Genomic DNA, 18,516 nt, shown 5'->3' with positions numbered 1-18,516 from the left:
CTCAGGCCTCCCCCAGATAGGCTTTGATCACATCCGGGTTGCCGCGGATTTCCTCCGGGGTGCCGTCGGCCAGGGGGGTGCCCTGGTTGATCACGTAGATATGGTCGGAAATGCTCATCACCAGCTTCATGTCGTGCTCGATGAGCAGCACGGTGACGCCGTGTTCGGCGCGCAGCATGGCGATCAGCGCCTTGAGGTCCTCGGTTTCCCGCGGGTTCAGGCCGGCCGCCGGTTCGTCCAGCATCAGGATCTGCGGACGGGTCATCATGCAGCGGGCGATCTCCAGGCGGCGCTGCTGGCCGTAGGCGAGGGTGCCCGCCGGGCGGTTGGCGACTTCCTTGAGGTTGACGATTTCCAGCCAGTGCGCGGCGTAGTCCAGCGCCTCCGCCTCGCTGCGGCGGAAGGACGGCAGCTTCAGCAGGCCGGCGAGGAAGTTGGTGTTGAGGTGGCGGTGCTGGGCGACCAGCAGGTTTTCCACCGCGGTCATTTCCTTGAACAGGCGAACGTTCTGGAAGGTCCGCACCACGCCCTTGTGGGCGATCTTGTGGCCGGGCAGGTCCTGCACGGCCTCGCCGCGCAGGAGGATTTCGCCGCCGGTGGGGCGGTAGAAGCCGGTCAGGCAGTTGAACACCGTGGTCTTGCCGGCGCCGTTCGGGCCGATCATCGAGACCACCTGCTTTTCCTTCACGTTCAGGGCCACACCGTTGACGGCCAGCAGGCCGCCGAAGCGCATGGTCAGGCCGTTTACTTCAAGAATGGTCTGGCTCATTTGCGCAACTCCAGATGCGGACGCTGCATGGGCAGCAGGCCCTGCGGACGCCAGATCATCATCAGCACCATGATGGCGCCGAACATCAGCATGCGGTACTCACTGAACTCGCGCATCAGCTCCGGCAGCAGGATCATCACCACGGCGGCGAGGATCACGCCCAACTGCGAACCCAGGCCACCCAGCACGACGATGGCGAGGATGGTCGCCGACTCGATGAAGGTGAAGGATTCCGGCGTCACCAGGCCCTGGCGCGCGGCGAAGAAGCTGCCGGCGAAACCGGCGAAGCAGGCGCCGAGGGTGAAGGCGGAGAGCTTGATGATGGTCGGGTTCAGGCCGAGGGCGCGGCAGGCGATCTCATCTTCGCGCAGGGCTTCCCAGGCTCGGCCCAGGGGCATGCGCAGCAGGCGGTTGATCACGAACAGCACCAGCAGCACCAGCAGCAGCGCGACCAGGTAGAGGAACACGACCTTGTAGTTCGAGTTGTAGGCGATGCCGAAGAACTCGTGGAAGGTCTGCATCCCCTCGGGGGCGCGGCGCTCGAAGGACAGGCCGAACAGGCTCGGCTTCTCGATGTTGCTGATGCCGTTGGGGCCGCCGGTCAGCCAGGTCAGGTTGCGCAGCAGGATGCGGATGATCTCGCCGAAGCCCAGGGTCACGATCGCCAGGTAGTCGCCGCGCAGGCGCAGCACCGGGAAGCCGAGGATGAAGCCGAAGAAGGCTGCCATCAGGCCGGCGATCGGCAGGCAGGTCCAGAAGCCCAGACCGTAGTAGTGCGAGAGCAGCGCGTAGCTGTAGGCGCCGACTGCGTAGAAGCCCACGTAACCCAGGTCGAGCAGGCCGGCGAGGCCCACCACGATGTTCAGGCCAAGGCCGAGCAGCACGTAGATCAGGATCAGCGTGGCGATGTCCACCGCGCCGCGCGAGCCGAAGAACGGCCAGGCGAGGGCGACGATGATCAGGCCGACGATGATCTTGCGCTGCACCGAGGAGTGGGTCAGGCGTTCGGCGAGTTTGCTGTGGGGGCTGGACAGGTACTGGCGGGTGCTGGTCACGAAGTGGAATTTGTCGCGCACCAGTTGCCAGACGAATATGCCCACGGCGCACGCGGCGATGGTCCACAGGGTGACGGGGCTGGCGCCCTGCAGCTGCAGGCCGATGCCGATCACGCTGAGCTTCAGGCCGAGCACCGGGTAGGCGACGGCCATGACCAGCAGGGCGCTGAAGAACGCGGTCTTGAGTTTCTGGCTCATACCTTTTCCACCTCCGGGCGGCCGAGGATGCCGGTGGGGCGGAAGAGCAGGACGAGCACCAGCAGGGTGAACGCCACCACGTCCTTGTACTGGTCGCCGAACACGTCGGCGCCGAAGGCTTCGGCAACACCCAGCACCAGCCCGCCGAGCATGGCGCCCGGGATACTGCCGATGCCGCCCAGCACCGCGGCGGTGAACGCCTTGATGCCGGCGAGGAAGCCGATGTGCGGGTTGATCACGCCGTACTGCATCCCCAGCAGCACCGCGGCCACCGCGGCCAGGGTGGCGCCGATGACGAAGGTCAGGGCGATGATGTTGTTGGTGTTGATGCCCAGCAGGTTGGCCATCTTCAGGTCCTCAGCGCAGGCGCGGCACGCGCGGCCCAGACGGGAACGGGAGATGAACATGGACAGGCCGTACATGGTCAGCAGGGTGACGATGAAGATCAGCACCTGCATGTACGAGATGGTCACGCCGGTCATTTCATCGGCGCCGATCACGAAGTTGCCGGGCAGCAGGTTGGGGATGGCCTTGTCCTTGGAGTCCTGGGCGAGCAGGACCTGGTTCTGCAGGAAGATCGACATGCCGATCGCGGAGATCAGCGGAATCAGTCGGTTGCTTCCGCGCAGGGGGCGGTAGGCGATCCGTTCGATGCTGTAGCCGTAGGCACTGGTGACGATGATGCTCGCGGCGAAGGTGCAGATGATGACGACAGGTAGACTTGCGATACCCATCATCGCCAGCCCCGTGATCACGATGAAGGCTACGTACGAGCCGATCATGTAGACCTCGCCATGGGCGAAGTTGATCATGCCGATGATGCCATAGACCATGGTGTAGCCGATGGCGATCAGGGCATAGGTGCTGCCGACGGTGAGGCCGTTGATCAGCTGTTGCAGGTAGTGGTAGAGATCAGGCATTACCTAACTCCTCGGACGTCGCGTGAAGCGGCGCTTGTGGCGCGACGGACCCCCGGAATACTCGGATAAACAAAGCCCACTGCGAGTGCAGTGGGCTCTGGGTGTCGGCAGGTGACTTACTTGGCTTCGGTCTTGGTGCCGTCCTTGTGCCACTGGTAGACCACGAAGTTGAAGTTCTTCAGGTCGCCCTTCTCGTCGAAGGCCAGGGTACCGGTGGGGGTATCGAAGTCGTTGGCGCGCAGGGCCGCGGCAACCTTCTCGGTGTCTTCGCCGCCGGCTTTCTTGATGCCTTCGGCGATGACCTGGACGGCGGCGTAGGCCGGGAACACGAACGGACCGCTCGGGTCTTCGTTCTTGGCCTTGAAGGCGTCAACCAGGGCCTTGTTCTTCGGATCCTGGTCGAAGGACTTCGGCAGGGTCACGTACAGGCCTTCGGAAGCCGGGCCGGCGATGGCGGAGATTTCCTTGTTGCCGACGCCTTCCGGACCCATGAAGCCGACCTTCAGGCCCTTCTCGCTGGCCTGGCGCAGGATCAGGCCCAGCTCCGGGTGGTAGCCGCCGTAGTAGACGAAGTCCACCTTGGCCTGCTTGAGCTTGGCGATCATCGCGGAGAAGTCCTTGTCGCCGGCGTTGATGCCTTCGAACAGGGCAACCTTGACGCCGGCGTCTTCCAGGGTCTTCTTCACGGCAGTGGCGATGCCTTCGCCGTACTGCTGCTTGTCGTGGAGCACGGCGACGGTCTTGGGCTTGATGTGCTCGGCGATGAACTTGCCGGCGGTCGGGCCCTGCAGGCTGTCCAGGCCGATGGTGCGGAACACCAGCTTGTAGCCGCGGGAAGTGATGTCCGGGCTGGTGGACGCCGGGGTGATCATGATCACGCCTTCGTCTTCGTAGATGTCGGATGCCGGCTGAGTGGAGCTGGAGCAGAGGTGGCCGACCACGAACTTGACGCCATCGTTGACGATCTTGTTGGCAACGGCCACAGCTTGTTTCGGATCGCAAGCGTCGTCGTAGACCACGCCTTCAAGTTGCTTGCCATCGACGCCGCCAGCCTTGTTGATCTGCTCGATGGCCATCTTGGCGCCAACGAACTGCATCTCCCCGTACTGGGCGACTGCGCCGGTCACCGGGCCGGCCAGGCCGATCTTGATGGTGTCGGCAGCCATGGAGAAGCTGGCAACGCCGGCGAGAGCCATCGCGGTGAATAGCTGGGAAAGACGCTGAGTACCCTTTTTCATAGTGCTCCACTCTTCTTGTGTTTTCGTTTTTGTTGTCCTGGTTGCCAGGACGTCCGGACCGGGATTGCCCCCGCCAGGCCCACCGGCAACTGTACCGGTACAGTGTAGAGTGCCGCTTCACCGCTTGAAAAGCGGGGGGCGGCGGGCTGGTTGGGCGTATGTCGCAAGAATGACACAATCGTACAGAAAAACGGCGTGTGTCAGACTTCTGACTGGAGCCTTCTGTCATCCAGAAAGTGCCGTCAGAACCTTGCCTGGCGAGGCCTCGGCGCTATCATGGCGCCGGTCGTTTACCAGGTGAGATCCATGACTGAACAAGCTAGCACCCTCTATGCCAAGTTGCTTGGCGAAACCGCGAAGATTTCCTGGCAGGAGCTCGCGCCTTTCTTCGCCCGTGGCAACCTGCTCAAGGTCGGGGCTTGCGCCGATCTGGTGGAGGTCGCGGTGGGCGTGGCCGAGGACGACAAGGCGAAGGTTGCCGCCTGGCTTGCGAGCGGTGAACTGAGCAAGGTCGACGAAATCCAGGCGGAGGATTTCCTCGCCCGCGATCCGGAACTCTGGGCCGTGGTGATCGCGCCCTGGGTGCTGGTCCAGGAACGAGTTCGAAAAGACGTCGTGCACTGATACAGGACGATTTCCAATTCGCAAAGGCGGACTAGACTGTCGGGATTCCATAGAAGGAGATTCGCCATGTTCGAACCGGGTCATCTGCACCTCCAGGCCATGCCGGGGCTGGATCAGCAGGAAATTGACGCTCACATTTACTACGAGATCCGCACGGATGCGGCGAAGGGCACCTACGTGCACTTCACCATGAAAGGCGAAATCGACCGCAATGCCTTCTCCGAAGAGTGGGACATGCCCAAGGAACAGGCATTCAACTTCGCCAGCGATGCGACCCGCATCGCGCAGAAGCACGGCCTGCACCCGCGCTTTGGTGCCGTCGTGCGCATTCACAAGGAATACGACGCGATGTTCGAGGACATCCGGCAGAAACTCGGCACCCATCCCGGCGACCCGGTCGATCTCGACAAGGTCATCCAGTAAGCGCCCGTTCGAAAAAAAAGCCCGGCCAGATGCCGGGCTTTTTGTTGGGCGCTGTTTCCAGCGCTGCCGATGGGGCGGAAGGGAGGCTTTCCGTAGGAGCGAGCTTGCTCGCGAACCGCCCCATCATTGGGCCCGCGGATGTTTTGTTCGCGAGCAAGCTCGCTCCTGCAGGGGGGTCAGTGACTCACCCAGCGCTGCCGCGCCCAGGCGCTCAGCGTGTCGACGCCCAGCACCAGCAGCAGCATGGCGAGGATCACCGTCGCCGCCTGGGCCTGCTGGAACAGGCTGAGGCTGAAGTAGAGCATCTGCCCCAGGCCGCCGGCGCCGACGAAGCCGAGCACGCTGGCCATGCGGATATTGTTCTCCCAGCGGTACAGCAGGTACGCCACCAGTTGCGGCCAGACGCCGGGCAGGGTGCCGTAGGCGAACGCGGCGATGCGCCCGCCACCGGCCAGGCGCACGGCGTCGGCCGGGGCGCTCGGGGTGTTCTCCAGCGCCTCGGCGAACAGCCGGCCGAGCACGCCGCCGGTATGCAGCGCCAGGGCCAGGGTGCCGGCGTTCGGCCCGAGCCCCGCGGCCAGCACCATCAGCGCGCCCCAGACCAGCTCCGGCACCGCGCGCAGGGCGTTGAGCAGCAGCCGCGACAGGCTCTGCGCCATGCGTCCGAAGCGCCCGGCGGCCGGCAGCGCCAGCAGCAGGCCGAGCAGCGCCGCGAGCAGCGTGCCGATGGCCGACATGGCCAGGGTTTCCAGGCTGCCGCGACCGACGGCGGCAAGATGCGTGGCGGACAGGTCCGGGGAGAGGAAGTCCCGGGCGTAGTCGAGCATCTGGCCGGCCCCGCGTGCGCTGAACAGGCCGCCGCTATCCATGTCCAGGTAGGCGAACGACGCCGCCACCGCGACCAGCACGGCGAGCAGCCAGGCCAGGCTGCGCAGCAGTCCGCTCATTCGAGACAACCCGCTCATTCGAGCCTCCCGCGCAGGAAGCGGCTGAGCAGGTCGGCGCCGAGCACCAGGGCCAGGAAGGTCAGCAGGATGCTGGAGACTTCGCCGCCGGCGAACATGCGCAGCGACAGGTCGATCTGCTGGCCGAGGCCGCCGGCGCCGACGAAGCCCATCACCACCGAGGCGCGGATCGCGCATTCCCAGCGGTAGACGGTGTAGGACATCAGTTCCGCCGCCGCCGAGGGCAGCACGCCGTAGGCGAAGGCCTGCAGGCGCGAGCCGCCGCCCAGCAGCACCGCGCGGGTCGGGCGCGGGTCCACCGATTCGAAGATTTCCGCGTAGACCTTGCCGAGCATGCCGCCATAGGTGATGGCGATGGCCAGCACGCCGGCGGTCGGGCCCAGGCCCACGGCGCGGACGAACAGCAGGGCCCAGACGATTTCCGGCACGCTGCGCAGCAGGATCAGCAGGCCGCGCACCGGCCAGCGCAACGCGCGCGCCCACCAGGCCGGCCGGCCGCCGTGGGGCAGGGCGGAGAGGGACAGCGCGCGGGTGGCCAGCAGCGCGGCGGGGAAGGCGATCAGCCAGGCCAGCGCCATGCCGGCGGTGGCGATGGCCAGGGTTTCCAGGGTGGCGCGGCCGAGCAGGCCGAGGAATTCGGCGTCATGCGCCGGCGGCCAGAAGCCGCCGAGGAAGCTGGCCATGGTCCGCGCGTTGTCGCCGCTGAACAGGCCGGCGATATCCAGCTCGGAAAGGCGCAGGCCCGGCCACAGCAGGGCCAGGGCGAGCAGGGTGAGCAGCAGGCGCGGCAGCGCGGCCGGGTCGCGGGGCGGGCTCTTCGAAAGCGCTTGGTTCAGCATCGCGGAATCTGCACCACCACCGGTTTGCCCGGCGGCGAGGAGGTGTCCTGGCGCACAAGCTGTTCGTTGGCGTAGAGCGCCCGCAGGTCGTCCGGGGTGACTTTTTCCGCCGGCTTGTCGAAGGCGATGCGGCCGTCGCGCACGCCGACGATGCGCGGGAAGTGCTCCAGCGCCAGGTCCACCGCGTGCAGGCTGGCCAGCAGCGTCACGCCGCGGCTCTGCGCCTCGCGGCCGAGAACCTCCAGGGTATGCCCGGCGAGCACCGGGTCCATGGCCGAGACGGGTTCGTCCGCCAGCAGCACTTCGGCCTGCTGGTACAGCGCGCGGGCGATGCCGACCCGTTGCAGCTGGCCGCCGGAGAGCTGGTCGCAGCGTTCGAAGAGTTTGTCGCCCAGGTCCAGGCGCTGCAGTTCGGCGCGGGCGCCGGCGCTGTCGAGCGGGTAGAGCAGGCTGGCCAGGCTCTTCCACAGCGACCACTGGCCGAGGCGGCCGGCGAGCACGGCGGTGACCACCCGCTGGCGCGGCGGCAGCGGCGGGGCCTGGTGCACCAGGGCGATGCGCGCGCGCAGGCGCTGGCGTGCCGCGTCGCCCAGCGCCCAGGGTTGGGCGCCGAGCAGTTCGACGCTGCCCGCCGAGGGTTTCAGGGCGGTGGCCAGGATGCGCAACAGGGTGGTCTTGCCGGCGCCCGAGGGGCCGATGATCGCCACCCGTTCGCCGGCGCCGACCGCGAGGTCGATGCCGGCGAGCGAGCGCTGGCCGTTGGCGTGGACGTGCTCCACGCCGGTCAGTTTCAGGGTCACTTCAGCAGGCCGGCGGCGCGAGCCGACTCCTCGATGCCCTGGTAGTTCTCGGGCTTGGTCTCGATGAAGCGGCTGGCCGCCTGCAGGTCGAGGATTTCCTTGTCGCGCGGCTTGCTCGGGTCGAGGGCGAGGAAGGCCTTTTTGATCTTCTCGGCCAGCGCCGGATCGAGGTTGCCGCGCACGGTCCAGTTGTAGTCGTAGTAGGTCGGGGTGGTGGCGAAGACCTTCACTTTATTGGTGTCGACCTTGCCGGCGTCCACCAGCTTCTGCCACACCGAGGCGTTCAGCACGCCGGCGTCGACCTTGCCGGCCTGGACCCAGGCGACGGTGGCGTCGTGGGCGCCGGAGTAGGCCACGCGGGAGAAGAACTGCTCGGGCACCACGCCGTCCTTCTGCATGAAGTAGCGCGGCATCAGGCTGCCGGAGGTGGAGGACACGGAGCCGAAGGCGAAGGTCTTGCCCTTGAGGTCCTGGATCGACTTCACGTTCGGGTCGGCGGTGATGAATTTGCTGGTGAACTGCTGGTCCTGCTCGCGCTGTACCAGCGGGATGGCGTTGCCGGTCTTCAGGCGCGCCTGGACGAAGGTGAAGCCGCCCAGCCAGGCCATGTCCAGGCGGTCGGAGGCCAGGGCTTCGACCACGCCGGCGTAGTCGGATACTGGGATGAACTTCACCGGCATGCCCAGCTGTTCTTCCAGGTAGGCGCCCAGCGGCTTGAACTTGCGCAGCAGTTCGGTGGGGGCTTCATCGGGGATGGCCGAGACCTTCAGTTCCTTCAGGGCTTCGGCGTGGGTAACGGTTGCAGCAAAAGACAGCGCAAAGCAGGCGGCGAGCGCCAGGGTGCGTTTCAGCATGGAGCAGTCTCCGGTTCAATAGCGGAAAAAGCCTGGGAAGTTGTGTGGCGGTCTGCCTGCATGTCCCCGACCGTGGGTGTCATGCGCTTACCGGCAGGCTCGGCCTTGGGCCTTGCGGGGGTTAAGATGGCCGCCCCCGTGCCCGCTATTTTGCCTGACAGGAGTGCTCCATGTCTGCCTTGCCTTCCATTGCCTTCGCCGGTCTCGGCCTGATGGGCGTGCCGATGTCCCGCCGCTTGCTCGCCGCCGGTTATCGGCTGAGCGTGTGGAACCGTTCCGCCGGCAAGCGCGAGCTGCTCGCCGCCGAGGGCGCCAGGGCCGTGGAGCGGCCCGCCGACCTGTGCGCCGGGACCGAGGTGGTGATGCTCTGCCTGGCCGATACGGCCGCCGTGCGCGAGGTGGTGTTCGGCGCCGGCGGCATCGTCGAGGGTGCCCGCGCCGGGCAGGTGCTGGTGGACTTCTCCAGCCTGGAGCCGGCCGCCACCCGCGAAATGGCGGCGGAGCTGGAAGCGCGCACCGGCATGCGCTGGGTCGATGCGCCGGTGTCCGGCGGCACCCCGGGCGCCGAGGCCGGCAGCCTGGCGATCATGGCCGGCGGCCGCGCCGAGGACATCGAGCGCGTGCGGCCGATCCTGGCGAATCTCGGCCAGCGCCTGACGCGCATGGGGGACGTGGGCGCCGGGCAGGTGACCAAGGTGTGCAACCAGATGATCGTCGCCTGCAACGCGCTGGTGATTGCCGAGGTGGTGGCGCTGGCGGAGAAGTCCGGGGTCGACGCCAGCCTGATCGCCCCCGCGCTGGCCGGCGGGTTCGCCGACTCCAAACCCTTGCAGATCCTCGCCCCGCAGATGGCCGAGAGCCGCTTCGAACCGGTGAAGTGGCATGTGCGCACGCTGCTCAAGGACCTCGACACCGCGGTGAAGCTGTCCCGCGAGGAAGGCTCCGCCACGCCCATGAGCGGCCTCGCCGCGCAACTGATGCGCCTGCACGGCAGCCAGGGCAATCTTGAACGCGACCCGGCTACGCTGGTCGAGCAATACCGTCAGACGAAGGAATCCCAAGCATGAAACTCTGCGCCAACCTGTCCCTGCTGTTCACCGAGGTTCCGCTGCTGCAGCGCATCGACGCCGCCGCCAAGGCCGGCTTCGAAGGCGTGGAAATCCAGTTCCCCTACGAGGTGCCCGCCGAGCAGCTGAAGGCCGCGCTGGACGCCGCCGGCCTGCCGCTGGTGCTGATCAACCTGCCGGCCGGCGACCTGATGCAGGGCGGCCCGGGCCTGGCCGCGGTGCCGGAGCGCGCGGCGGAGTTCGACGCGGCGCTGGCCCAGGCGCTGGACTACGCGCGCATCGTCAAGCCGCAGCAGGTCAACGTGCTGGCCGGGCGGCTGGTCGAGGGGCTGGAGCGCGAGACCGCGCTGCAGACCCTGGCCGAACGCCTGCGCGCCACCTGCGACGCCTTCGCCGACAGCGGCACCGGCGTGCTGATGGAAGCCATCAACTGCCACGACATGAAGGACTTCCTGCTCAACACCCCCGAGCACCTGCAGGACATGCTCGAACGCGTGGCGCGGGAGAACCTGCGCGCGCAGCTGGACCTCTACCACATGGCGCGCATGGGCCTGGAGCTGGTGGATTGCATCTACGCGCTGATGGGCCAGATCGGCCACGTGCAGTTCGCCGACTACCCCGAGCGCGGCGAGCCGGGTTCGGGCGAGATGGATTTCGAGATTCCGCTGCAGGTGCTCGGCGATGTCGGCTACGACGGCTGGCTGGGCGCGGAATACCGCCCGACCGGCACCACCGCCGACTCGCTGCGCTGGCTGCCGCGCTGGCGCTCAAGCCTGGCTGCGCAGTCGCTCTGAACCGGCGCCCTGGCGGTAGGCGTCGAGGAACTCCGCCAGCGCGGAGAACGGCAGCGGCCGGCTGAACAGGTAACCCTGCGCCAGCTCGCAGTGGTTGTCGCGCAGGAAGGCCAGTTGCTGCGGGTGCTCGATGCCTTCGGCGATCACCTTCAGGTGCAGCTTCTGCGCCATGGCGATGATCGCCTGGGCGATCTCGCTGTCGCTCTGCGATTGCGGCACGTCGCGGATGAAGGAGCGGTCCACCTTCAAGGCATCCAGCGGTAGCTGGCGCAGGTACGACAGCGACGAATAGCCGGTGCCGAAGTCGTCGATCGACAGGCTCACGCCCAGCTCGCGCAGGCGCCTGAGCAGCGGGATGGCCTGGTCGATGTTGGCCATCACCGCATTCTCGGTGACTTCCAGCTCCAGGTAGCGGGCCGGCAGGCCGGCGTCGTCCAGGGTGCTCTGCACTTCTTCCACCAGGCCGTCGCGGCCGAGGTTGCTGGCGCAGCAGTTCACCGCCACCCGCAGCTCGGCGAAGCCCATCTCGTGCAGGCGGCGCAGGTCCTTGCAGGCGTGGCGCAGCACCCAGGCGTCCAGCGCGCCGATCAGGCCGTTGGCCACCACCAGGCCGATGAAGCGCTCCGGCGCCAGCAGGCCGTGGACCGGGTGCTTCCAGCGCACCAGCGCCTCCACCTGTTCCACGCCGCCGTTGTCGATGCGCAGGATCGGCTGGTAATAGATCACCAACTCGTCGTCCCACAGCGCCTTGCGCAGTTCCTCTTCCAGTTGCAGCTCCTGGGTGGCCTTGGTCTTGAGGTGCGGGCTGAAGAAGTGGGTGACGTTGCGCCCGTTGCCCTTGGACTGGTAGAGGGCGAGGTCGGCGTGCTTGAGCAGTTCCTCGGCCTGTTCGCCGTCGTTGGGGAACAGGCTGATGCCGACGCTCAGGGTCATCACCAGGCTGCGCCCGGCGGTGGTGATGGGCTCCTTCATGCGCTGCATCAGGCGCTGGGCGAGGATGCGCGCTTCGTGGTCCTCGCCCAGGTCGGCGAGGATGCAGAACTCGTCGCCGCCGAAGCGGGCCAGCAGGTCGGAGCTGCGCAGGGCGCTGCGGATGCGCCCGGCGACGATGCACAGCAGCTCGTCGCCGGCGGCGTGGCCGAGGGAGTCGTTGACCCGCTTGAAGTGGTCCAGGTCCAGCAGGATCACCGCCATGCCCTGGCCTTTCTTGCGGTTGCTCTCCAGGCGTAGGGCGAATTCCTCGTTCAGCGCCGAGCGGTTGTGCAGCCCGGTGAGGCCGTCGAAGCGCGCCAGCTGCTGCAGCGAGGCATTGGCGTGGTCGAGCTGGGTGAGCAGGGTGTTGACCCGGTGCAGCTCGCTTTCCTTGCTCTCCAGGCTTTCCTCGATCCAGGCGGCCCAGAGCCCGGCGAGCACCACCGCCAGCGCCAGCAGGCCGACCATCAGGCCGAGCTGGATGGCGTTGTCCTGGGTGGTGTCCGCGCTCGCCACCACCCAGCTGGGCAGCGTCAGGGTCAGCGCCGCCATGCCGGTGAAGTGCATCCCGGCGATGGCGCCGCCCAGCAGCAGGCTCGCGGCGATCTGGCAGGGCCAGCGGCGCTCCGCCGGCTGGCGGTTGATGACGGGGGTGAGCAGCAGCGCGGCATAGGCCATCACGATCGCCAGCAGCACCGACAGCGCCACCCGCGTCGGGTCGTAATGCTGCATGGGCGGTGCCTGGATGGCGGCCATCCCGGTGTAGTGCATGCCGGCGATGCTGGCGCCGATGCAGCAGGCGGCCAGCAGGTGTTGCAGCGGGCTGAGCCCGGCGTGGGCGAGCAGGCGCATCGCGACCACAGAAGCGCCGATGGCGATGGCCAGCGACAGCAGGGTCAGGCCGCTGCCGAAGTGCACCGGCACCGCCGGGCGGAAGGCGAGCATGGCGACGAAGTGCATCGACCAGATGCCGCTGCCCAGGCAGATGCCGCCCACCCACTGCCAGCGGTGGGCGTGGCGGGGCGCGCGGAGCATGCGGCCGGCGATGTTCAGGGCGACGAAACCGGCGACACAGGCGATCAGGATGGCAAGCAGCACCAGGCCGGGATTGTGCGTGCAGCCCAGCAGCACAGCGTCGGGTACGGTGTCCTTCTGCCATTCCATAGCCGGGAGCTCCTGATGTCGGGACGTGGTCGGGACACGGTTCGATATCACGTTGAGGTCAGTCTAGGGGGAGGCCGCCGCCCTGCAAGGCGCGGCGGGCCTTTCCGCGGGGCTGCCGACTTACGGTCGTGGCGCGTGGCGGCGGCAGCCCGTTCGTCTTCGTGCGCCGGGATGCTGAGGGCAAATTGACGATTTTTTGACTAATTTGCCGCTAGACTACCGCCGCCGGCCGGCAGGCTCGGTGTCTCACCTTTCCAATCCAATCCGCCTATTGACGCTCAAGGAGTGCACTCGATGTCCGAGGGCAAGCGCCGCCTTTTCCCGCAGATCAGTTCGACGCGGCTGGTCCTGCTGTTTTCCCTGGCCCTGGTGCTGTTCTACAACGTCGCGACCTGGAAGGCGCTGAACAACCTGGTGCCGCTGGAAGGCCTGAAGGGTGCCGGCTTCTTCCTCTCCTTCGCCTTCTTCCTCTGGGCGGCCTTCACCCTGCTGCTGACGCTGGTGTCGTTCCGCCCGCTGCTCAAGCCGGCGCTCACCCTGGTGGCGCTGGTGTCCGCCGGCGCGGCCTACTTCATGAACACCTACGGCGTGGTCATCGACACGGTGATGGTGCAGAACGTGTTCGAGACCAACCCCGGCGAAGCCGCGGCGCTGTTCAGCGCGCGGATGGTCGGCTACCTGCTGGTGCTGGGCGTCCTGCCGGCGGCGATCGTCTGGCTGACTCCGGTGAGCTATCGGCCGTTCTTCCGCGGCCTGCTCAACAAGGTCCTGGTGATCGCCGGGTGCGTGGCGGTGGTGGCGGTCTCCGTGGGCAGCTTCTATTCCACCTACGCGCCGGTGTTCCGCCAGGAAGACAAGGTGACCCACTTCATCAACCCGACCAACTACATCTACGCGGTCGGCAAGTACGCCAAGCAGCGCCTGGGCATCAAGGAAAACCTGGTGGTGCAGCCGATCGGCGAGGACGCCGTGGCGACCCAGCGCGTGCGCGCCGACGGCAAGAAGTCGCTGATGATCTTCGTGGTCGGTGAAACCGCCCGCGCCGACCATTTCTCCCTCAACGGCTACGCCCGCGAGACCAACCCGGAGCTGGCCAAGCTCGACATCATCAACTTCGCCAACGTCAGCTCCTGCGGCACCTCCACCGCCGTCTCGGTGCCCTGCATGTTCTCCAAGTTCCCCCGCGAGGACTACAGCGACAAGAAGGGCAAGACCTACCAGGGGCTGCTCGACATCCTCCAGCGGGTTGGCGTCTCCGTGCTCTGGCTGGACAACAACAGCGACTGCAAGGGCACCTGCCTGCGCGTGCCGAACCGCGACATTCCGAAGACCCAGCCCGGCCCCTTCTGCGACGGCAAGAACTGCCTGGACGAGGCCCTGCTGCAGGACCTGCAGGCCTACATCGACGGCCTGAAGGACAACGCCATCATCGTCCTGCACGCCGACGGCAGCCACGGACCGGAGTACTACGACCGCTATCCGAAGAACCTGGAGCGCTTCAAGCCGGTGTGCCACACCAACCAGCTGGGCAGTTGCAGCAGCGACGAGCTGGTGAACGTCTACGACAACACCATCCTCTACACCGACTTCTTCCTGTCCCGGGTGGTGGACCTGCTCAAGCGCAACGAAGCGCGCTTCGACACCTCGATGCTCTACGTTTCCGACCACGGCGAATCGCTGGGCGAGAACGGCGTCTACCTGCACGCGGCGCCCTATGCGATCGCCCCGGCGGCGCAGACCCACGTGCCGATGGTGATGTGGTTCGGCAACGGCGCGCTGGGCGACCTGGGCATCGATCGCGGCTGCCTGGAGACCAAGGCCAAGGCTGACGAGCTGAGCCACGACAACCTGTTCCACTCGGTGCTCGGCCTGTATGAAGTGCGCACCAGCCTCTACCAGCCGGGCCTGGACATCTTCCACTCCTGCCGGCGCGACATGACCGCCGGCCAGTAACGCGGCAACCGGCAAAAAGAAAGGCCCTGCGGCGAACACCGCAGGGCCTTTTGGCTTTCCGGGGGCTGATTACTTGTCGCGCACCAGCAGCACCGGACGGTTGCTGACGCGGATCAGGCCCTCGGCCACGCTGCCCAGCATCAGGCGGCGCATGCCGCGGCGGCCGTGGGTGCCCATGACGATCACATCGGCCTTGGAGGCGTCGGCCTCGACCTCGATGCGTTCGGCGATCTCCTCGCTGGCGCGCTCCTGGCAGACCCGGTCGAACACGGCCTTGACCGGAACCTCGGCGATCTGCTCTTTGGCCTTGGCCAGGATGTCATCGGCGGCCTTCAGCGCGGCTTCGCGCAGCGGCTCGGGGTTGTAGTACACGGCGTAGTCGGGCAGGTGCCGCAGCGGGCTGTCGACGATGGTGATGACGCGCAGCTCGCCGCCGCTCAACTTGGCCAGTTTGGCCGCTTCGGCCAGGGCACGGTCGGAAACCGAACTGCCGTCCACCGCTACCAGAATGCGCTCGTACATGATGTGTTCCTCAATGAGTGGCTTGGTTGAGAAAACTCTATCCCTCCGAGGGCGAGATTCCCTTGCGCAGCGTCAATGGTAGTCCGTGTGGCCGAACGTGCCGGGAGCGGGGCGGTGTAACGCTGTGTTTCCGGGCAGGAAATACCGTGCGTGGGCCGGACTCGAATCCACGGTAACGTGGCGTATGGCTCTAACGCCCTGCGGTGCCAGGGCGGGTTCGCGAGCAAGCTCGCTCCTACAGGCTTTGCCGGGGTGCGTGCCCGCTTTTCGTAGGAGCGAGCTTGCTCGCGAACAGAGCCCGTCCCATGAAAAAAGCCGCCACCGGTTGCCCGGTGGCGGCTTTTTTCATGACGCGGCGGCGGGATCAGCCGGCGACCAGCACGCGGATCGCCTCCAGGCGCAGCGACGCCTTGTCGAGCATCGCCAGGCTGTCGTCGCGCTGCTGGCGCAGGGCTTCCAGCTCGCTGTCGCGCACGCTGGGGTTGACGGCCTTGAGCGCGGTGAGGCGCGCCAGTTCCTCGTCCAGGGTCGCGGTCAGCTGCTGGCGGGCCTGCTCCACGCGCTCGGCATGGCGCGGCGCGATCTTGGTCTCGGCCACGCCGAACTGCTTGGCCAGCACGTCGCGCTGGGCCTGCACGAACTTGTTGGCGCTGGCGCGCGGCACGCTTTCCAGCTGGTCGTTGAGGGTCTCGAAGGACACGCGGGCGGACAGGTCGTTGCCGTTGGCGTCCATCAGGCAGCGCAGCGCCACCGGCGGCAGGAAGCGGCCGAGCTGCAGCCTGCGCGGCGCCACGGCCTCGCTGACGAACAGCAGTTCGAGCAGCACGGTGCCGGGCTTGAGCGCCTTGTTCTTGATCAGCGCCACCGAGGTGTTGCCCAGCGAGCCGGACAGCACCAGGTCCATGCCACCCTGCACCATGGGGTGTTCCCAGGTGAGGAACTGCATGTCCTCGCGGGCCAGGGCCTGGGCGCGGTCGTAGGTGACGGTCACGCCCTCGTCGTCGCCCAGCGGGAAGCTGGCGTCGAGCATCTTCTCGCTCGGCTTGAGGATCAGCGCGTTCTCGGAGTGGTCCTCGCTGTCGATGCCGTAGGTGTCGAACAGCCGTTCCATGTAGATCGGCAGGGCGAACTGGTCGTCCTGTTCCTCGATCTCGGCCACCAGCGCCTCGCCTTCGCCGGCGCCGCCGGAGTTCAGCTCCAGCAGGCGGTCGCGGCCGCTGTGCATCTCGGCTTCCAGCGCCTCGCGGGCGGCGGTGCCTTCGTCGAGCAGGGCGGCGAAGGCGTCGTCGTCGCCGCCGTCCAGCAGTTCCACCAGGCGCGGGCCGAAGCGGTGCTGCAGGGCGTTGCCGGTGGGGCAGGTGGCGAGAAAGGCGTTCAGCGACTGGTGGTACCACTGGAACAGGCGTTCCTGCGGGCTGTTCTCCAGGTGCGGCACGTGGATCTGGATGGTGTGCTTCTGGCCGATCCGGTCGAGGCGGCCGATGCGCTGTTCCAGCTGGTCCGGGTGGGCCGGCAGGTCGAACAGCACCAGGTGATGGGCGAACTGGAAGTTGCGGCCTTCGCTGCCGATTTCCGAGCAGATCAGCACCTGGGCGCCGAACTCTTCGTCGGCGAAATAGGCGGCGGCGCGGTCGCGCTCGAGGATGCTCATGCCTTCGTGGAACACCGTGGCCGGGATGCCGGACTTCAGGCGCAGCGCGTCTTCCAGGTCCAGGGCGGTCTCGGCGTGGGCGCAGATCACCAGCACCTTGTACTGCTTGAGCATTTTCAGGGTGTCGATCAGCCATTCCACGCGCGGATCGAAGCGCCACCAGCGGGTGTTCTCGTCGCTGTCCTCGACCTGGGCCTGGAAGCTGACTTCCGGATACAGGTCCGGGTGCTCGCCGATCGGCAGCTCCATGTATTCCACCGGGTTGGCCAGCGGGTACGGGTGCAACTGGCGCTCGGGGAAGCCCTGCACGGCGGCGCGGGTGTTGCGGAACAGCACGCGGCCGGTGCCGTGGCGGTCGAGCAGCTCGCGCACCAGGCGGGCGCGGGCCTCTTCGTTGCCGCCCTCGACGCTGGCCAGCAGGTCGTCGCCCTCGTCGCCGAGGAAGCCGTGGATGGCGTCGCGGGCGGCGGGGGAGAGGCGGCCGTGGTCGACCAGCTCCTGCACCGCCTCGGCGACCGGGCGGTACTGGCTGCTTTCGGCGCGGAAGGCTTCCAGGTCGTGGAAGCGGTCCGGGTCGAGCAGGCGCAGGCGGGCGAAGTGGCTGTCCAGGCCGAGCTGTTCCGGGGTCGCGGTGAGCAGCAGCACGCCGGGGATGACCTGGGCCAGTTGCTCGACCAGCTGGTATTCACGGCTGGCCTGCTCCGGGTGCCATACCAGGTGGTGGGCTTCGTCGACCACCAGCAGGTCCCAGCCGGCGGCGAACAGGGCGTCCTGCGCCTTCTCGTCCTCGCGCAGCCACTCCAGCGCCACCAGCGCCAGCTGGCTGTCCTCGAAGGGGTTGCTGGCGTCGCTCTCGACGAAGCGCTCGCGGTCGAACAGGGCGACTTCCAGGTTGAAGCGCCGGCGCATTTCCACCAGCCACTGGTGCTGCAGGTTTTCCGGCACCAGGATCAGCACGCGGCTGGCGCGGCCGGAGAGCAGCTGGCGGTGGATCACCAGGCCCGCTTCGATGGTCTTGCCCAGGCCCACTTCGTCGGCCAGCAGGACGCGCGGCGCCATGCGGTCGGCGACTTCGCGGGCGATGTGCAGCTGGTGGGCGATGGGTTGCGCGCGGGCGCCGCCCAGGCCCCAGAGCGAGGACTGCAGCAGGCGGGTGCGGTGTTCCAGGGTGTGGTAGCGCAGGCCGAACCAGGACATCGGGTCGATCTGCCCGGCGAACAGGCGGTCGCTGGCCAGGCGGAACTGGATGAAGTTCGACAGCTGGGTTTCCGGCAGGGTGTGCTGCTCGTTCTGCGCGGTGATGCCGTGGTAGATCAGCAGGCCGTCGACCTCGTCCACTTCGCGGACGGTCATCTTCCAGCCTTCGAAGTGGGTGATCTCGTCGCCCGGGGCGAAGCGCACGCGGGTCAGCGGCGCGTTGCGCTCGGCGTACTGGCGGGTATCACCGGTGGCCGGATAGAGCACCGTGAGCAGACGGCCGTCGAGCGCCAGGATGGTCCCCAGCCCAAGTTCCGCTTCACTGTCGCTGATCCAGCGTTGACCCGGTTGATACTGCGCCATGGACACCTCCCGAAAAAAGCCGGCTATGGTACCGGAACGCGCGGCATTCAGCGATGGCCGATGAGGGCTCCGGTCGTCCGAACGATCGGGCCCGCCGGGAGGATGGGCGACGGGCGTCGGGGCTCCCGCTGGACTTGCCGCAAATGTA

16 protein-coding genes are annotated in these 18,516 nt (G+C 67.2%); 5 read left to right on the top strand and 11 right to left on the bottom strand.

The features are described from left to right. Position 1 precedes the first annotated feature (1 nt). The 4 genes from livG to AC3B6A_RS20420 form a co-directional block, all read right to left on the bottom strand. On the bottom strand, positions 2-769 hold the full coding sequence (livG, locus tag AC3B6A_RS20435) for a high-affinity branched-chain amino acid ABC transporter ATP-binding protein LivG (protein WP_488398920.1): 768 nt from the start codon (positions 767-769) through the stop codon (positions 2-4). After that, positions 766-2,022 carry a high-affinity branched-chain amino acid ABC transporter permease LivM gene (locus tag AC3B6A_RS20430; RefSeq protein WP_488398919.1) on the bottom strand — a complete coding sequence of 419 codons (1,257 nt, stop codon included), beginning with the start codon at positions 2,020-2,022 and terminating at the stop codon, positions 766-768. Before AC3B6A_RS20430 ends, livG begins: the two co-directional genes overlap by 4 nt. Beyond that, positions 2,019-2,942 (bottom strand): high-affinity branched-chain amino acid ABC transporter permease LivH, encoded by a 924-nt coding sequence (gene livH / locus AC3B6A_RS20425; protein ID WP_488398918.1) that lies wholly within the window; start codon positions 2,940-2,942, stop codon positions 2,019-2,021. The genes AC3B6A_RS20430 and livH overlap by 4 nt, the downstream gene beginning before the upstream one ends. 116 nt (positions 2,943-3,058) lie before the next feature. Then, positions 3,059-4,180 carry a branched-chain amino acid ABC transporter substrate-binding protein gene (locus tag AC3B6A_RS20420; protein ID WP_488398917.1) on the bottom strand — a complete coding sequence of 374 codons (1,122 nt, stop codon included), beginning with the start codon at positions 4,178-4,180 and terminating at the stop codon, positions 3,059-3,061. 306 nt (positions 4,181-4,486) lie between these two features. Between AC3B6A_RS20420 and AC3B6A_RS20415 the strand changes: the two genes are divergently transcribed. Together AC3B6A_RS20415 and AC3B6A_RS20410 are read left to right on the top strand one after the other, a co-directional pair. Then, positions 4,487-4,804, top strand: a complete 318-nt coding sequence (locus AC3B6A_RS20415; protein WP_488398916.1) for a DUF2288 domain-containing protein — start codon at positions 4,487-4,489, stop codon at positions 4,802-4,804. Between the two features lie 66 nt (positions 4,805-4,870). After that, a complete protein-coding gene (locus AC3B6A_RS20410; protein WP_488398915.1) occupies positions 4,871-5,227 on the top strand; it encodes a DUF5064 family protein in 357 nt (118 codons plus the stop codon). 176 nt (positions 5,228-5,403) lie between these two features. On the opposite strand, the gene phnE is transcribed toward AC3B6A_RS20410, so the two are convergent. From phnE to AC3B6A_RS20390, 4 genes are read right to left on the bottom strand one after another with little or no spacing between them, the layout of a single operon-like run. Next, complete coding sequence (gene phnE, locus AC3B6A_RS20405; protein WP_488398914.1) at positions 5,404-6,174, bottom strand: phosphonate ABC transporter, permease protein PhnE; 771 nt, start codon at positions 6,172-6,174, stop codon at positions 5,404-5,406. Positions 6,175-6,188: 14 nt separating this feature from the next. Continuing rightward, the gene (locus AC3B6A_RS20400; protein WP_488398913.1) at positions 6,189-7,031 is read right to left on the bottom strand and encodes a PhnE/PtxC family ABC transporter permease; all 843 of its coding nucleotides are present in this window, start codon (positions 7,029-7,031) and stop codon (positions 6,189-6,191) included. Next, positions 7,025-7,831 carry a phosphonate ABC transporter ATP-binding protein gene (locus AC3B6A_RS20395; RefSeq protein WP_488398912.1) on the bottom strand — a complete coding sequence of 269 codons (807 nt, stop codon included), beginning with the start codon at positions 7,829-7,831 and terminating at the stop codon, positions 7,025-7,027. The genes AC3B6A_RS20400 and AC3B6A_RS20395 overlap by 7 nt, the downstream gene beginning before the upstream one ends. Further along, complete coding sequence (locus AC3B6A_RS20390; protein ID WP_488398911.1) at positions 7,828-8,685, bottom strand: putative selenate ABC transporter substrate-binding protein; 858 nt, start codon at positions 8,683-8,685, stop codon at positions 7,828-7,830. The genes AC3B6A_RS20395 and AC3B6A_RS20390 overlap by 4 nt, the downstream gene beginning before the upstream one ends. Positions 8,686-8,855: 170 nt before the next feature. Between AC3B6A_RS20390 and AC3B6A_RS20385 the strand changes: the two genes are divergently transcribed. After that, complete coding sequence (locus tag AC3B6A_RS20385; RefSeq protein WP_488398910.1) at positions 8,856-9,752, top strand: NAD(P)-dependent oxidoreductase; 897 nt, start codon at positions 8,856-8,858, stop codon at positions 9,750-9,752. Next, positions 9,749-10,546, top strand: a complete 798-nt coding sequence (locus AC3B6A_RS20380; RefSeq protein ID WP_488398909.1) for a hydroxypyruvate isomerase family protein — start codon at positions 9,749-9,751, stop codon at positions 10,544-10,546. Before AC3B6A_RS20385 ends, AC3B6A_RS20380 begins: the two co-directional genes overlap by 4 nt. Here AC3B6A_RS20380 and AC3B6A_RS20375 read toward each other — a convergent pair. Continuing rightward, positions 10,520-12,682: a putative bifunctional diguanylate cyclase/phosphodiesterase gene (locus AC3B6A_RS20375; RefSeq protein WP_488398908.1), complete on the bottom strand. Its 2,163-nt coding sequence runs from the start codon at positions 12,680-12,682 to the stop codon at positions 10,520-10,522. The two genes, AC3B6A_RS20380 and AC3B6A_RS20375, sit on opposite strands and share 27 nt — an antisense overlap. A gap of 294 nt (positions 12,683-12,976) precedes the next feature. Between AC3B6A_RS20375 and AC3B6A_RS20370 the strand changes: the two genes are divergently transcribed. After that, on the top strand, positions 12,977-14,635 hold the full coding sequence (locus AC3B6A_RS20370) for a phosphoethanolamine transferase (RefSeq protein WP_488398907.1): 1,659 nt from the start codon (positions 12,977-12,979) through the stop codon (positions 14,633-14,635). Between the two features lie 69 nt (positions 14,636-14,704). Here AC3B6A_RS20370 and uspN read toward each other — a convergent pair whose 3' ends face one another. Beyond that, positions 14,705-15,157, bottom strand: coding sequence for a universal stress protein UspN (gene uspN / locus AC3B6A_RS20365; RefSeq protein WP_488398906.1), 453 nt, complete (start codon positions 15,155-15,157; stop codon positions 14,705-14,707). Positions 15,158-15,521: 364 nt separating this feature from the next. Beyond that, a complete protein-coding gene (gene rapA, locus AC3B6A_RS20360; protein WP_488398905.1) occupies positions 15,522-18,374 on the bottom strand; it encodes an RNA polymerase-associated protein RapA in 2,853 nt (950 codons plus the stop codon). Positions 18,375-18,516 lie beyond the last annotated feature (142 nt).

The sequence above is a fragment of the Pseudomonas sp. B12(2026) genome, assembly GCF_057767015.1.
Note: the sequence above shows the minus strand (reverse complement) of the source record. Positions and strands in the feature narration are given on the sequence as shown.